Origin of the sequence: Citrifermentans bremense (genome assembly GCF_014218275.1) — a bacterium.
GTDB lineage: Bacteria > Desulfobacterota > Desulfuromonadia > Geobacterales > Geobacteraceae > Geomonas > Geomonas pelophila.
In genome coordinates, this window is sequence record NZ_AP023213.1 from 2,625,319 (window position 1) to 2,639,750 (window position 14,432).

Genomic DNA, 14,432 nt, shown 5'->3' on the forward strand with positions numbered 1-14,432 from the left:
AGGTACCTGGCTATTTCGCGTTTCCAACCAAAGAAGTCCGGACCTATATGTTCAACTCCCTAAAGATGAAGATCCTCACCCTGGTGGCCCTGATTCTGGTGCTCATCATCTCGTCGGTCGCCTACCTCAATTTCCAGCAGCAAAAGGAAATGCTGCACGAGATCGCCAACCGCAACACCTCGGTGCTGATCGAGACCATAAAGAGCAGCGTGGCTAACGCGATGCTCTCCGGGCGCTCCGACGAGGTGGGGAGCATCTTCGAACGGATCAAGTCCAGGGAGTTCGTCAAGTCGATCCGCATCGTCGACAGCGAGGGGAAGATCCTCATCTCCGCCGACCGGGCCGAGGTGGGGAGCAAGATACCAAGTCTGGGCGAGCAGCAGTCGCAGTCGCGCAACATGAGCCTCTTCCCCGCCGAAGGGGTCTTCGTCTCCTACGCCCGCATCTTCAACGCCCCCCAGTGCTATAAATGCCACCCCGCCAGCAAGGAGAGCCTGGGGCTTCTCGAGATAAAGCTCTCCCTCGACTACATGAACGGCTTCATCTCCCGTGAGCGGGACCTGGCCGTCTTCTCCAGCCTGCTCCTGGTCCTTTTGACCGTCGCCACCATCTTCATCTTCCTGGTCATCTACGTGGAGAAGCCGATCCGCAGGCTGATCCGCTGCATGCAGCAGGTGGAGGGGGGCGACTTCAGCCAGGAGATCAACCTGACCTCCAGCCTTGAGATGCAGACCCTCGCCAAGAGCTTCAACCACATGGTCAGGACCCTCGCCTCGCTGATGGCATCGACCGTGGCGCACGAGCGTGAACTGGCCCGGGCCCAGGAGAAGCTCGCCTTCCACCGCGAGACGCACCAGCTAAACGGCAGGCTCGAGGAGCAGATCCGCGAGATCGAGAACCTGAACATCAACCTTGAGGAGCGGATCGAGGAGATCGAGGAGGCGAACTACAAGATCGCCGACCTCGCCGGGGAACTTGAAGACAAGAACACCAACCTGGAGAAGGCGGTGGCGAAACTCTCCACCCTGTACCGGCTCGGGCTCGCCATCAACTCGACCATCGAGGTCGAGGACCTGTACCAGCTGGTGGTGAAGACCACCATGGACACCCTCCAGGCCCAGGTGGGCTACATCATCCTTTACGACGCCCACAACGGCGAGCTGAAGGTGACCAACCTGGTCGGGCACCGCGACCCCAACGCGCAGGCCCTGCGCGTCCCTATGAAGCCTTCCAGCGTCTCCAGCTGGGTGATCCAGAACTGCAAGCCGCTGCTCATCACCGACATCGCCCAGATGCCGGAGTTCGACCCGGTCAGCCCGCTCGGCTTCGAGCGCAAGACCCTGATCTGCGCCCCGCTCATGGTGAAGGACGAGATGATCGGGACCCTCGCCGTGGTCAACAAACTGAACAACACGGTCTACAACCACGAGGAACTGGAGCTTTTGTCGACCATCGCCGCCCAGGCCTCCATCGCCATCAAGAACGCGATGCTCTACGACGAGCAGCAAAAGACCTACCTGAACACGATCCAGGCGCTGGTCTCCGCCATCGAGGCAAGCGACAGCTACACCCGCGGCCATTCCGAGAGGGTTACCCGCTTCTCGCTCGCCCTGGCGCGCAAGCTGGAACTCCCGCAGAACCGGCTCAAGGTGATCGAGCGCGCCGCGATCCTGCACGACATCGGCAAGATCGGGATCGACCTATCCCTGCTGCACAAGGAGGCGCTCCTAACCAGCGAGGACGTGGCCGAACTGCAGCAGCACCCGACCATCGGCATGAAGATCCTGGAGCCGATCGAGTTCCTCCACGACGTGCGGCTCTGCATAGGGCAGCACCACGAGCGCTTCGACGGTAGTGGCTACCCGAACCGGCTGCGCGCCGAGGAGCTTCTTTTGGAGTCGCGCATCCTGGCCATCGCCGACGCCTTCGACGCCATGACATCCGACCGTCCCTACCGCAAGGCGCTGAAGCTCGAGGTGGCGATCGCTGAACTGGCGGAGAACAGCGGGTCCCAGTTCGACCCAGCCCTGGTCCCCATCTTCACCAAGCTGCTGAAGACCCCTAACTTCCTGCCGCAACGCGAGGAAACCACGCCCCCGAACGTGGTCCCCTTCCCCGTCAAGCCTGCCGGCGGGTCGCTGACCTCCGTTGCCCCTTGAAGTCTATGTGGTAGAAATTAACTTTTCGCCGAACGCCGGCCCCCAGCCGATGCCGCAGCGGTTGGCACAAAGCCTTAAGGGAGTGCCCTTGTCCCCATTACTGGAAATAGCAGGTCTTTGCACCGAGTTTCCGCAGAAGTCCGGCGTCCTTCGGGCCGTGCGCGGGGTCGATCTCTCCATGGAGCCTGGGGAGACGCTTGCCCTCGTCGGGGAGTCGGGGTGCGGCAAGAGCATCACAGCCGCGTCGGTCTTGCGCCTGGTCCCCCCGCCGGGGAGGATCACCGCCGGGTCTGTCCGCTTCAAGGGGATCGAGCTTTTAGGGCTTTCCGAAGAGCGGATGAGGGAGATCAGGGGGAACCGGATCGCCATGGTGTTCCAGGACCCGATGACCTCGCTGAACCCGGTCTTCACAATCGGCTACCAGGTGGCGGAGGGGCTCAGGGTCCACCGCGGGCTGGACAAGAAGCAGGCGGAGCAGGAGGCGGCTGCGATCCTCTCCGAGGTCGGCATCCCCGCGCCCCGCGAGCGGATGAAGGACTACCCGCACCAGCTAAGCGGCGGGATGCGGCAGAGGGTGATGATCGCCATGGCGCTCGCCCTGCGGCCTGAACTCGTCATCGCCGACGAACCGACCACCGCCCTCGACGTCACCATCCAGGCGCAGATCCTGGAGCTTTTGGACCGGCTCATGGCGGAACACAGCATGGGGTTGATCCTCATCACGCACAACCTGGGGATCGTCGCCGAGCGCGCGGACCGGACCGCCATCATGTACGCCGGTGAAATCGTCGAGACGGCACCTACCGCCGAGCTCTTCGGGAACCCTTTGCACCCCTACACCCGAGGCCTCTTGGCCTCCCTCCCGGAATCCGGGAAGCCGGGCGAGAAGCTCGCCACCTTCGCAGGGAGCGTCCCGGACCTTAAGGGCGAGTTCACCGGCTGCCCCTTCAGGGAGCGCTGCCCCATCGGCGAGGAGCGCTGTACGAAGCACATGATCGAGATGAAGGAGGCAGGCCCCGGCCACCTGGTCCGCTGCCTGAAAGCGCCATGACCACGCCCCTTTTGCAGGCCGAAAATCTGGTCAAGCGCTTCCCCGTGCGCGGCGGCTTTTTCGCCGAGAAAAGGGAGCTGACCGCGGTAGCCGGCGTCGACCTCGAGATCTATCCGGGGGAAACGCTCGGGGTCGCCGGGGAGTCGGGCTGCGGCAAGTCCACCGTGGCGAGGCTTCTGACCGGGCTCATCCCCGCCAGCGAAGGGTCGATCCGCTATGGCGGCCGCGAGCTCTCCGCCATGGGGAAGGACGAACTCGCCCAGTACCGCCGCGAAGTGCAGATGATCTTCCAGGACCCCTTCTCCTCGCTGAACCCGAGGATGAGGGTCGCGCAGATCATCGGGGAGCCGCTGGAAATACACGGGATCGGGACCAAGGCCGAGCGGCGCGAGCGCGTGGCGCGCCTGATGGAACGGGTGGGGCTTGCCCCGGAGCAGCTTGCCCGCTTCCCGCACCAGTTTTCCGGCGGCCAGCGCCAGCGCATAGGGATCGCGCGCGCGCTCGCGGTTTCCCCCAGGCTCATCATCGCCGACGAGCCGGTTTCGGCGCTCGACCTCTCGATCCAGGCCCAGATCATCAACCTGCTACAGGAAGTGAAAAAGGACCTCGGGCTTTCCTTTCTCTTCATCACCCACGATCTCTCGGTGTTGAAGCACCTAAGCGACCGGATCGCCATCATGTACCTGGGACGGATCGTCGAGACCGGGAGCCGGGACGATGTCCTGTCCAGGCAGCTGCACCCCTACACCGAGGCGCTTTTGAGCGCCATACCGAGCGTAGACCCGCAGAAAAAGAGCAGGCGACTCGTGGCCCGCGGAGAGCTCCCCTCCCCGCTCTCCCCGCCCGCCGGCTGCCCCTTCCATACCCGCTGCCCCTACGCGGAGGCGATCTGCGGCGAGGAGCGCCCAGAACTCCTGGAGAAGGAGCCCGGCCACCGGGCGGCCTGCCATTTCAGCAAGAGGATTTACCGCTCCTAGAAGCTTTCCTTGACAAGCCCCATCAGTATATATAGATTACCCCTAGAAGAATCTACCGGAGGATACCACGTGGCATTCGACAAGACGAAGGATTATGGCAAGGAAGCGGAGATGCTCAAGGTGCTCGGGCACCCCATCCGCCTCAAGATAGTGGCCGGACTTTGCACCCAGGAGTGCAACGTCAAGCACATCTGGGAGTGCCTGGGACTGCCGCAGGCGACGGTCTCCCAGCATCTGGCTCTTTTGAAGAACAAGGGGATCATAGAGGGGACCCGGGACGGCGTCGAGGTCCGCTATGCCGTGGTGAGCCCGTTCGTGCGCCGGCTGATCGTGATACTGCACGAAGAGCCCTAAGGTCATCTGTGGTTGAAATGAAGAAAAGGCCGCACCCGATCCGGGTGCGGCCTTTTCCTGTATCTAGGCACCGCTGATTTCCAGTTCGCCGACCCTCAGCGAAGGCGACCCCGCCCCTCCGAAGAAGCGGAGGTCGCTTCCCACCAGATCCACTCCCCGGAACAACTGCAACAGGTTTCCCGCCAGGGCCAGCCCCTTCACCGGGTAGAGGATCTCGCCTCGCTCCAGGTAGAATCCAGAGGCCCCCACGGAAAAGTCCCCCGAGATGGTGTTGGCCGTGTGCATCCCCATCACCTCGGTAATCAGCACCCCGCGCTCGACGCCTGCCAAAAGCGCCTCCGGGCTCGCCTCGCCGGGCTGGATCATGAGGTTGTGGGCGCCGCTCCTCGGAGGCCCCTTCACGCCGCCTCGCTCTGCGTTGCCGGTCGAGGAGACCCCGGCTTTTTTCCCCCAGTAGCTGTCGTACAAAAAGCCCTGCAGCACCCCGGAGGTTACCAGCGGGGTGTCCTGCTGCGGCACGCCCTCGCCGTCGCAGGGAGCAGTTCCCATGCCGTCAAGCAAAAGTCCGTCGTCGCGCAGGGTAACCAGTTCGGAGAAGACCTGCTCGCCCTCTTTCCCCAGAAAGAGCGATTTCCCCTTGTGTACGCTCTCCCCCAGAAAGGAGGGAGCCAGCACCTCGACAAGGGCGGCGGCCACGTGGTTGTCCAGGACGACAGGGCAGCGCATGCCGGGGATGGTGCGCGCGCCAAGCAGCGAGGTCGCCCTGCGCCCCGCACCCCGCGCCACGGCCTCGATGTCGATCCCTTTAAAGGAGGGTGAGAAGGCGTAATCCCAGCCGCTTTGGGCGTCGCCGCCGTCCTCGGCCACGGCCGAGACGGAGCAGGTGACGTAGCTGCCGCGGTAACCCTTTTCAAGCCCAAGCGAGTTCCTGATGAAGGTGGAGTAGACCGATTCGCCGTAGCTGCACTTTCTCACCCTTTTCACCCTCGGGTCCGTGGCGAGCGTGAGCCGCTCCAACTCCAGCGCGCGCGCCACCTTGAGCTCCTCGTCGACTGCCGGAAGCTCCGGGTCATAGAGCCAGGGGAGTTCGGGGTAGAGCGCCGCCGGTGCTGCGAGGGTGTAGCAGGGGTCCTGCGCCTGGGCGCGGGCCGCCACCAGCGCGCCGTCGACCATCATTGAAAGGGCCGCTGGCTCCATGCTCGTGGAAAAGGAGAAGCCGAGTCCATCGCCCACCTTCAGGCGCACTGCAACCCCGAAAGGCTCGGCGGCGCGGAAGGCGTCTACCTTCCCCTGCTTCGCCTCGATGGCGAGATCCCTGGATTGCGACAGGAACATCTCCCAGCCGTCCAGGTTGCGCCCCTTGAGGAGCCGTTCGACGGCGTCTGCGTGCTTGGCCAGTTCCATTTATTTACCTCGGTAAAAACAGGGGCTAGGGCTACAGATCCAGCACCATGGCGATTTCGTCGCAGTCGGGGAACTTCACGCACTTGATGCAATCGCCCCAAACCTTGTGCGGCAGCTCGGACTTGTCGGCGATCTTGAAGCCGAACTTGGCGAAGAAGTCGGGCTTGTAGGTGAGGCAAAAGAGCCGTTTCAGCCCCAGCTCACGCGCCTCGGCGATGCAGGCGCCGACCACCTGGCTCCCGATGCCGCGCCTGCCGGCGCTCTCGGCAACGGCGACTGAACGGACCTCGGCGAGATCTTCCCAGACGATGTGCAGGGCGGAGGTGCCAAGAAGCTCCCCCCCCTCCTCGTATACGTAGAAATCGCGCAGCGCCTCGTACAACTCGGAGAGGGAGCGCGAGAGCATCTCGCCGCGGCTGGCAAAGCTGGTGAGGAGCTTCTGGATGTCTTTTACGTCGCTGATTCTTGCCTTTCTGATCATCTTACTGCCTCCTGAATCATCTCCCTGGCGTGCTCCAGGGTCTTCTCTGTGACCCGCGCGCCTGCCAGCATGCGCGCTATTTCCGCCACCCGGGCCTCGGGGTCCAGGTACTCCACGCTGGTCGCGGTCCGCCCTGCGCTCACACCCTTCTCCACCTTCAGGTGCAGGTCGGCAAAGGCGGCCACCTGAGGCAGGTGGGTGATGGCCAGCACCTGCTGGGAGCGCGCCACCCGCTTCAGCTTCTCGCCTATGAGCGCCGAGGTGGCCCCGCCGATCCCGGTATCGACCTCGTCAAAGATGAGCGTCGGGACCTCGGAGTCGGGGTGCAGCTGCTTCAAGGCGAGCATGAGCCGGGAAAGCTCCCCCCCCGAGGCGATCTTCGCCAGGGGCTTTGGGGGCTCGCCGGGGTTGGGCGAAAAGAGGAACTCGCAGCGCTCGAAGCCGTAGCTTCTAGCCTCGGAGCTTCGCTCGAATGAGGTCTCGAAGAGGGAGTTTTTCATGGCGAGCTCGGAAAGCTCCCGCTCCATCCCCGCCTTGAGCTCCGACGCACCCTTCTCGCGCATTTTCGAGAGCTTCCCCCCTAACACCTCAAGTTCGCCTTCCAGGGCGGCAATCCTCTGCTGAAGTTCGCCCTTGGCCTCTTCTCTGTTCCCAAGGGCTGCGAGCTCGGCGTCCACCTGCCCCTTATAGGCGAGGATCTCGTCGATGTCGGCGCCGTATTTCCGCTTCAGGCGGTTGATGGCGTCGAGCCTGTCCTCAAGCTGCTCCAGCCTCCCCGGCTCGGCCTCGACGCTGGCCGCGTAATCGCGCAGGGTGAGAGCCGCGTCTTCCAGCTGGGCATAGGCCGCTTCCAGCGTGTCGGCTACCGGCGCGAGGGCATGATCGAGGGAACCCGCCTCGGCAACGGTTCCGATCATGCGGCGCAGCGCCCCCAGAAGTGCCGCGTCTCCCCCGTAGAGCGTCTCGAAGGCCTGCTGGCTTGCCGAGAGGAGCTTCCCGCTGTGGGAGAGCCTCAGCCGCTCCTCGGCAAGCTCTTCCTCCTCGCCAGCGTGGAGCTTCGCATCGGCGATCTCGCCGCTTTGGAAGGAGAGGAGGTCCAGGCGCCGCTCGGCCTCGCGCTCCCCCTGCTCCAGCGCCGCCAGCTCGTTCTTCGCGGCCTGGTAGGCCTCGAAGCGGGAGGCGAACTCCTCGCGCAGGGAAAGGGCGCCGGCGAAGCCGTCCAGAAGGCGCAGGTGGTTCTCCGTCTTCAATAGCGTCTGCGCGTCGTGCTGGCCGTAGATGTTGATCAGGTTGCGGCTGAGCTCGGAGAGGACCGAGGTGGTGGCAAGCCCGCCGCCGATGAAGACACGGTTCTTCCCCCCCTGCTGCACCACGCGCCGCACCAGGAGCTCTCCTTCGCACTCCACCCCCGCCTCGGCAAGCGCGGCGAGCAGCGCCTCGCGCCCCTCGAGGTCGAAGACCGCCTCGACCGAGGCTTCCTTGGCGCCTGAGCGGATCAGGTCGGAGCTCGCGCGCCCGCCGAGGATCAGGTTCACCGCGTCGATGATGATGGATTTCCCCGCGCCAGTCTCGCCGGTCAGGATGTTGAGCCCGGGGGCGAACTCGACGTGCAGCTTCTCGATGATGGCCAGGTTGGTTATCTGCAGTTCTCTCAGCAAGGCATCACCTCTCGCCCCACTTGAGCTTGGTCCTTAAGACCTCGAAGTAGTCCTTGCTGCGGGACTGGATCAGCCTCGTTACGTGCGCCGCCTTGGTGATCTGCACCACGTCGCCGGAGAGAAGCTTCATACCGACCTGCCCGTCGAGGGTGAGAAAGACCGACTCGTCCGGGGCGTACTTCAGCTTTATGGCGATGTGGGCGTCCGCGGCCATCACCAGCGGCCGGTTGGTGAGGGTATGCGGGCAGATGGGGGTGATCGAGATGCACTCGAGCTCCGGGTGCAGGATCGGGCCGTTGGCCGAAAGCGAATAGCCGGTTGAGCCGGTCGGTGTGGAGACGATCAGGCCGTCCGCCTTGAAGGTGGTCAGGTAGCGCCCGCTCACCGAGGTCTCCATGTCGATGATCCGCGCCAGGGCCCCCTTGTTGATCACCACGTCGTTCAGCACCCGGTGCAGCTCCACCACCTCCCCGGCGCGCTCGACGCTGGCCATCAGCATCATCCTCTCGGTCACCTCGAAATCGCCGGCCAGGCAGCGCTCGACCGAGGGGTAGAGCTCGTCCAGCGTGATCTCGGTGAGAAAGCCCAGGCTCCCCAGGTTCACCGCCAGTATCGGGACATCCCGCTCCCCTACAAGCCTCGCCGCGGCGATGAGGGTGCCGTCACCGCCGAGCACCACCACCAGGTCGGCGTCGGCCGCGATCTCCGTGCTCTCGGAGCTCTCGGCCAGGGTGGTGCGCCTGAGCCTCCTGGAGAGGTGCTCCTCGACGTGGGCGGTCACGCCGCGCGCCGCCAGCCACTCGATCAGCTCCTCCGCCACGGCCAGTGAGCGCGGGTCGTGGACTTTGGCAAAAATGGCGATTTTTTTCATCCGGAGGCCTTTACTTGTAATGTAATTTAGGATTTACTAGCACAGTTGTAGTATCATGTCCAACGGAAACTGGTACTGAAAGACACAGCCTCGGACACCGTTCCCGCAGCAAACTACGGGCAAAAGCAGGGTGACTCATGACCGAAGAACAAATGGGCTTGAACGAGACGCTTGACCAGAAGATGCTCATTATCAAATCTTTTCTTGAGCACCTGGAATACACCCTGGGCAAGGACAAGTACTCAGCGACCAAGTACGACAGGTTCAACGCACTGGCTTATGCCGTACGCGACAAGCTGGTAGAGCGCTGGCTCGACACCCAACAGGCATACTACAACTCCGACCACAAGAGAGTCTACTATATCTCGATGGAATTCCTGATGGGGAGGACGCTCGGAAACAGCCTCATCAACCTTGGGATATGGGACGAGTTCCAGGAGGCGCTCGACTCGCTCGGCGAGAACTACTTCGAGGAGACGCTAGACGAGGAACAGGACGCGGGGCTCGGCAACGGCGGTCTGGGGAGGCTCGCCGCCTGTTTCCTCGATTCCATGGCCACCATGTCCATCCCCGCCTACGGCTACGGCATCCGCTACGAGTACGGCATCTTCCGACAGCACATAGCGGACGGGGCGCAGGTCGAGATCCCTGACAACTGGCTGCGCTACAGAAACCCCTGGGAGCTCGACCGCCAGGAGCACCTGCACACGGTGAAGTTCTACGGGCGCGTCATCACCACCTTCGACAAGAACGGGAAGCTCTTGCGCGAGTGGGTCGACACCGAGGACGTCATGGCCATGGCCTACGATACCCCGATCCCCGGCTACCAGACCCAAAGCGTCAACACGCTGAGGCTTTGGACCGCGAAATCCAGCCGCGAGTTCGACCTGAAGTTCTTCAACGAGGGGAACTACATCCGCGCGGTGGAAAAGAAGATGCAGTCCGAGACCATCTCCAAGGTGCTCTACCCCGCCGACAACGTCATCGAGGGGAAGGAGCTCCGCTTCAAGCAGGAGTACTTCCTAGCCTCGGCCACCGTGCACGACGTGATCTACCGTTTCAAGAAGAAGCACAGCGACATGAAAAAGCTCCCGGAGAAGGTCGCCATCCAGCTGAACGACACCCACCCCACCCTCGCCATCCCTGAGCTGATGCGGGTTCTGATCGACCTGCACAACGTGGAGTGGGAGGACGCCTGGGAGATCACCCGGAAGACCTTCGCCTACACCAACCACACCATCCTCCCCGAGGCGCTGGAGCAGTGGCCGGTCTGGTTCTTCGAGCAGATACTCCCCCGTCATCTGCAGATCATCTACGAGATCAACGAGAATTTCCTGAAGGAGATCCGCGAGCGCTTCCCGGACGACCCCGACCGGCTCTCGCGCATGTCGATCGTCGAGGAGCACTGGGAGCGAAAGATCCGCATGGCGTACCTGGCCATCGTCGGGAGCCATTCGGTGAACGGGGTGGCGGCTCTGCACACAGAGATCCTTAAAAACGAGCTCTTCCGCGACTTCTACGAGATGTACCCGGAAAGGTTCAACAACAAGACCAACGGGATCACGCAAAGGCGCTGGCTCAAGATGAGCAACCCGCGGCTCTCAGCCTTGATCGACGACTACATCGGTCCAGGATGGACCACGAACCTCTACGAGCTGGAGAAGCTGCGCGCCATAGCCTCCGACCCCGAGTTTCTGGAGCGCTGGCAGAAGGTGAAGCGGGAGAACAAGGAATACCTTTGCCGCTACATCCTGCAGCACAACCACATCGAGGTGGACCCGGAGTCGCTCTTCGACGTGCAGGTGAAGCGCATCCACGAGTACAAGCGCCAGCTTCTGAACGTCCTGCACATCATCACGCTCTTCAACCGGATCAAGGACAACCCGAAGGCCGAGGTGGTGCCGCGCACCTTCATCTTCGCCGGCAAGGCGGCCCCCGCCTACGCCGCTGCCAAACTGATCATCCGGCTCATCAACGCGGTCGCCGCCGTGGTGAACCGCGACCCGGACGTGGCGGGAAGGATCAAGGTGGTGTTCCTCGCCAACTACGGGGTCACCCTGGCGGAGAAGATCTTCCCCGCCTCCGACCTCTCCGAGCAGATCTCCACCGCCGGCACCGAGGCGTCGGGGACCGGCAACATGAAGTTCGCCCTGAACGGCGCGCTCACCATCGGCACCCTGGACGGCGCCAACATCGAGATCATGGAGGAGGTGGGGAGGGAGAACATCTTCATCTTCGGCATGACCGCGGCGGAAGTCGCGGCCCTGCGGGCCCGGGGCTACAACCCCAGGGAGTACTACAACAACAACCGCGAGCTGCGCCGGGTGCTGGACATGATCGCCTCGGGGTACTTCTCCCCCTGGGCGCCGGAGCTCTTCACCCCGCTCACCGAGTCGCTTTTGAACCTGGGGGACTACTACATGCTTCTGGCCGACTACGCGGCCTACGTCGCCTGCCAGGAGAAGGTGAGCGAACTCTTCCGCCAGAAGGACGAGTGGGCCCGGCAGGCGATCCTCAACTGCGCCGGCATGGGGAAGTTCTCCAGCGACCGCACCATAGACCAGTACGCCCGAGAGATCTGGGGGATCAAACCTGTCGACATCCTTCCCGGCGCCGTCGAACTGCAGAGGCATTGATGGCGGATCTCTTCAACGGCAACCGGGAGGAGTTCGCACCTTTGGCCGAGCGGATGCGGCCGCGCAGCATGGCGGAGTACCTGGGCCAGGGGCACCTGGTGGGCGAAGGTAAGATGCTGCGCCGGCTGATCGAGAGCGACCGCCTCACCTCGCTCATCTTCTGGGGGCCGCCGGGAAGCGGCAAGACCACGCTGGCCCGCATCATAGCCAACGCCACCCGGTCGCACTTCATCTTCTTCTCCGCCATCATGAGCGGCATCAAGGAGATCCGCGAGGTGGTCAAGGAGGCCGAGGAGACCCTGAAGTACCAGGGGAAGCGGACCATCCTCTTCGTGGACGAGATCCACCGCTTCAACAAGAGCCAGCAGGACGCCTTTCTCCCCCACGTCGAGCGCGGCACCTTCACCATCATCGGCGCCACCACGGAAAACCCCTCCTTCGAGGTAATCGCACCGCTGCTCTCCCGCTGCAAGGTCCTGGTGCTGCAGCCCCTTTCCGACGAGGACCTGCTGAAGATCCTGCAAAACGCGCTCGCCGACCGCGAACGGGGACTGGGCGAGCTGAAGCTCTCCGCGACCGACGAGGCGCTCGCTTTCATGGCGGAGCAGGCAGGCGGCGACGCGCGGGTTGCGCTCAACACCCTGGAGACCGGTTCGCGCCTGTCGCACCAAGGCGTGATCACGCTGGAGAGCGCGCGCGAGGCGGTGCAGAAGAAGCCCCTTCTCTACGACAAGGGGGGGGAGGAGCACTACAACGTCATCTCCGCCTTCATCAAGTCGATGCGGGGCTCCGACCCGGATGCGGCGCTCTACTGGCTCGCCCGCATGCTGGAGGCGGGAGAGGACCCGATCTTCATCCTGAGGCGCATGGTGATCTTCGCCTCCGAGGACGTGGGGAACGCCGACCCCCGCGGGCTGCAGCTCGCAGTCTCCGCGCTGCAGGCGTTCCAACTGGTGGGGATGCCGGAGGGGAGGATCATCCTCGGGCAGGCGGTCACCTACTTAGCCACCGCGCCTAAGTCCAACGCCAGCTACAACGGGATCAACGAGGCGCTCGCCGAGGTGAGAAAGAGCGGGGCGCAGCCGGTCCCCATGGAGATCAGGAACGCACCGACGAAGCTCATGAAAGGGCTGGGCTACGGCAAGGGGTACCTATACCCCCACGACCACCAGGGGGTGGTGCGGCAGAACTACCTCCCCGAGGCGCTCGCCGGCCGGCGCTTCTACGCTCCAAAGGAGAGCGGCTACGAGAAGAGCATCAAGGAGCGGATGGAATGGATCCGCGGCGAGCGGGAGAAGGCATAGTTCATTAAAGCCCCGACCGCCGTTGAAATCGCTTTCCCCCATGGTATATTCAAGCTGGCCTTTCCCGCGGATCATGAAGAGGGAGGGGACGGCCCATTAATTTCCGAGCGGAGTCAAGGATGAAGAAGATAGGGATAATCACCAGCGGCGGCGACTGCTCCGGCATGAACGCGGCGATCAGGGCCGCGACCAGGACCGCGCTGGGGCACGGGGTGCAGGTGGTAGGGTTCCGCAAGGGGTATTCGGGCCTTTTGAAGGGGGACTTCCTCGAGATGCAGACCAAGGACGTGGCCGGGATCCTGCACCGCGGCGGGACCTTCCTGCAGTCGGCCCGCAGCGAGGAGTTCCGCACTGTCTTGGGAAGGGAGAAGGCGGTCAGGCACCTGGAGGAGTTCGGGGTCGAGGGGCTGGTGGTGATCGGGGGGGACGGCTCCTTGAACGGCGCGCTGGCGCTGCACCGCATGGGGGTGCCTGTGATAGGCATTCCCGCCAGCATCGACAACGACATACCCTTCACCGACATGGCGCTCGGGGTGGACACGGCGCTCAACAACATCATCTACGCGGTCGACTGCATCAAGGACACGGCCAGTTCGCACGACCGCGCCTTCGTCATCGAGGTGATGGGGAGGAACTCGGGCTATCTAGCCAGCATGGCGGCCATCGCCACCGGCGCCGAGTACGCCATCATCCCCGAGGTGGAGTGCGACATCGCCGACCTCTGCAACCAGCTCAGGCTCCGTTACGAGGAGGGGCGCAGCAACGCTATCATCATCCTGGCCGAAGGGGCCGGGCGCGCCCAGAACATAGCAGACAACATCAAGGACGCCATCGGCTTCGAGACCAGGGTCACGGTGCTCGGCCACTACCAGAGGGGGGGCGCCCCCTCGGTCTTCGACCGGCTTCTGGGGAGCAGGTTCGGGCACGCGGCCGTGGAGAACCTTCTGGCCGGGCAGATGGGAAAGATGGTGGGGCTTTGCTGCAACGCCATCTTGCCGACGCTTTTGGAGACTGTGGTGGTGAGCGAGAAGAGGCAGCAAGACGAGCTGCACGAGATGTCGCTGATCCTGGGGATCTAGCGGCGGGTCAAAAGACGCAAACGAAAGGGGAGCGCCGGCTCAAGCGGCGCTCCCCTTTTTTCATGGCTTTTAACGGCTAGGGACGGCAGTAGGTGATGGCGGTGATCACAGCCCCCTGCGGGTCCTGGATGACGCAGAAGCGCCCCACCCGGGGGATGTCGGTCGCGGGAACCAGCACCTTCCCCCCGAGCTCCGCTGCGAGGAGGGCGGTCGCGTCGACATCGGTGACCGTCACGTAAGCCCCCCAGCCGACAGGCTTGCGCTGACCGGGGCGCCGCGGGGTCATCCCCCCTACCTCGCGGTCCCCCACCTTGATCAGGGCGTAATCCTCCGAGCCGCTCCACGGTTCGGTCTTCCAGCCGAAGAGCCTTCCGTAGAAGGCCCGGGAAGCGGCCACATCCGGCGTGCTCAGTTCCAGCCAGCTGAAAGCCCCCTGCTCCTTGAATTGATCGGCCATC

General features: G+C 63.6%; 12 protein-coding genes. 7 read left to right on the plus strand and 5 right to left on the minus strand.

The window, feature by feature from the left end:
- Window positions 1-47: 47 nt before the first annotated feature.
- The 4 genes from GEOBRER4_RS11565 to GEOBRER4_RS11580 all read left to right on the plus strand — a co-directional run bounded on the left by GEOBRER4_RS11565 (window position 48) and on the right by GEOBRER4_RS11580 (window position 4,541).
- Entirely contained in the window at window positions 48-2,159 is a 2,112-nt protein-coding gene (locus GEOBRER4_RS11565; RefSeq protein ID WP_185242421.1) for an HD domain-containing phosphohydrolase, read from the plus strand.
- A gap of 88 nt (window positions 2,160-2,247) precedes the next feature.
- Entirely contained in the window at window positions 2,248-3,210 is a 963-nt protein-coding gene (locus GEOBRER4_RS11570; protein ID WP_185242422.1) for an ABC transporter ATP-binding protein, read from the plus strand.
- Complete coding sequence (locus GEOBRER4_RS11575; protein WP_185242423.1) at window positions 3,207-4,187, plus strand: ABC transporter ATP-binding protein; 981 nt, start codon at window positions 3,207-3,209, stop codon at window positions 4,185-4,187. Before GEOBRER4_RS11570 ends, GEOBRER4_RS11575 begins: the two co-directional genes overlap by 4 nt.
- 69 nt (window positions 4,188-4,256) lie before the next feature.
- Window positions 4,257-4,541: an ArsR/SmtB family transcription factor gene (locus tag GEOBRER4_RS11580; protein ID WP_085812462.1), complete on the plus strand. Its 285-nt coding sequence runs from the start codon at window positions 4,257-4,259 to the stop codon at window positions 4,539-4,541.
- Between the two features lie 63 nt (window positions 4,542-4,604).
- Here GEOBRER4_RS11580 and GEOBRER4_RS11585 read toward each other — a convergent pair whose 3' ends face one another.
- From GEOBRER4_RS11585 to GEOBRER4_RS11600, 4 genes are read right to left on the minus strand one after another with little or no spacing between them, the layout of a single operon-like run.
- Window positions 4,605-5,945, minus strand: a complete 1,341-nt coding sequence (locus GEOBRER4_RS11585) for a TldD/PmbA family protein (protein WP_185242424.1) — start codon at window positions 5,943-5,945, stop codon at window positions 4,605-4,607.
- A gap of 31 nt (window positions 5,946-5,976) precedes the next feature.
- The gene (locus GEOBRER4_RS11590; protein ID WP_185242425.1) at window positions 5,977-6,426 is read right to left on the minus strand and encodes an N-acetyltransferase; all 450 of its coding nucleotides are present in this window, start codon (window positions 6,424-6,426) and stop codon (window positions 5,977-5,979) included.
- Entirely contained in the window at window positions 6,423-8,084 is a 1,662-nt protein-coding gene (gene recN, locus GEOBRER4_RS11595; RefSeq protein ID WP_185242426.1) for a DNA repair protein RecN, read from the minus strand. Before recN ends, GEOBRER4_RS11590 begins: the two co-directional genes overlap by 4 nt.
- Window positions 8,085-8,088: 4 nt before the next feature.
- Entirely contained in the window at window positions 8,089-8,955 is an 867-nt protein-coding gene (locus GEOBRER4_RS11600; protein ID WP_185242427.1) for an NAD(+)/NADH kinase, read from the minus strand.
- 137 nt (window positions 8,956-9,092) lie between these two features.
- Between GEOBRER4_RS11600 and GEOBRER4_RS11605 the strand changes: the two genes are divergently transcribed.
- The 3 genes from GEOBRER4_RS11605 to pfkA all read left to right on the plus strand — a co-directional run bounded on the left by GEOBRER4_RS11605 (window position 9,093) and on the right by pfkA (window position 13,974).
- Entirely contained in the window at window positions 9,093-11,591 is a 2,499-nt protein-coding gene (locus GEOBRER4_RS11605) for a glycogen/starch/alpha-glucan phosphorylase (RefSeq protein WP_185242428.1), read from the plus strand.
- A complete protein-coding gene (locus GEOBRER4_RS11610; protein WP_185242429.1) occupies window positions 11,591-12,895 on the plus strand; it encodes a replication-associated recombination protein A in 1,305 nt (434 codons plus the stop codon). Before GEOBRER4_RS11605 ends, GEOBRER4_RS11610 begins: the two co-directional genes overlap by 1 nt.
- 119 nt (window positions 12,896-13,014) lie before the next feature.
- Complete coding sequence (pfkA, locus tag GEOBRER4_RS11615) at window positions 13,015-13,974, plus strand: 6-phosphofructokinase (protein WP_185242430.1); 960 nt, start codon at window positions 13,015-13,017, stop codon at window positions 13,972-13,974.
- A 76-nt stretch (window positions 13,975-14,050) separates the two neighbouring features.
- On the opposite strand, the gene GEOBRER4_RS11620 is transcribed toward pfkA, so the two are convergent.
- Complete coding sequence (locus tag GEOBRER4_RS11620) at window positions 14,051-14,431, minus strand: VOC family protein (protein WP_085812454.1); 381 nt, start codon at window positions 14,429-14,431, stop codon at window positions 14,051-14,053.
- Between the last annotated feature and the right edge of the window lies 1 nt (window position 14,432).

Bases quoted from the DNA above. Each gene is read 5' to 3' on its own strand.
- GEOBRER4_RS11565 (WP_185242421.1), top strand. From the start codon at position 48: ATGTTCAACTCCCTAAAGATGAAGATCCTCACCCTGGTGGCCCTGATT.
- GEOBRER4_RS11575 (WP_185242423.1), top strand. From the start codon at position 3,207: ATGACCACGCCCCTTTTGCAGGCCGAAAATCTGGTCAAGCGCTTCCCC.
- GEOBRER4_RS11585 (WP_185242424.1), bottom strand. From the start codon at position 5,945: ATGGAACTGGCCAAGCACGCAGACGCCGTCGAACGGCTCCTCAAGGGG.
- GEOBRER4_RS11590 (WP_185242425.1), bottom strand. From the start codon at position 6,426: ATGATCAGAAAGGCAAGAATCAGCGACGTAAAAGACATCCAGAAGCTC.
- GEOBRER4_RS11600 (WP_185242427.1), bottom strand. From the start codon at position 8,955: ATGAAAAAAATCGCCATTTTTGCCAAAGTCCACGACCCGCGCTCACTG.
- GEOBRER4_RS11605 (WP_185242428.1), top strand. From the start codon at position 9,093: ATGACCGAAGAACAAATGGGCTTGAACGAGACGCTTGACCAGAAGATG.
- GEOBRER4_RS11610 (WP_185242429.1), top strand. From the start codon at position 11,591: ATGGCGGATCTCTTCAACGGCAACCGGGAGGAGTTCGCACCTTTGGCC.
- pfkA (WP_185242430.1), top strand. From the start codon at position 13,015: ATGAAGAAGATAGGGATAATCACCAGCGGCGGCGACTGCTCCGGCATG.
- GEOBRER4_RS11620 (WP_085812454.1), bottom strand. From the start codon at position 14,431: ATGGCCGATCAATTCAAGGAGCAGGGGGCTTTCAGCTGGCTGGAACTG.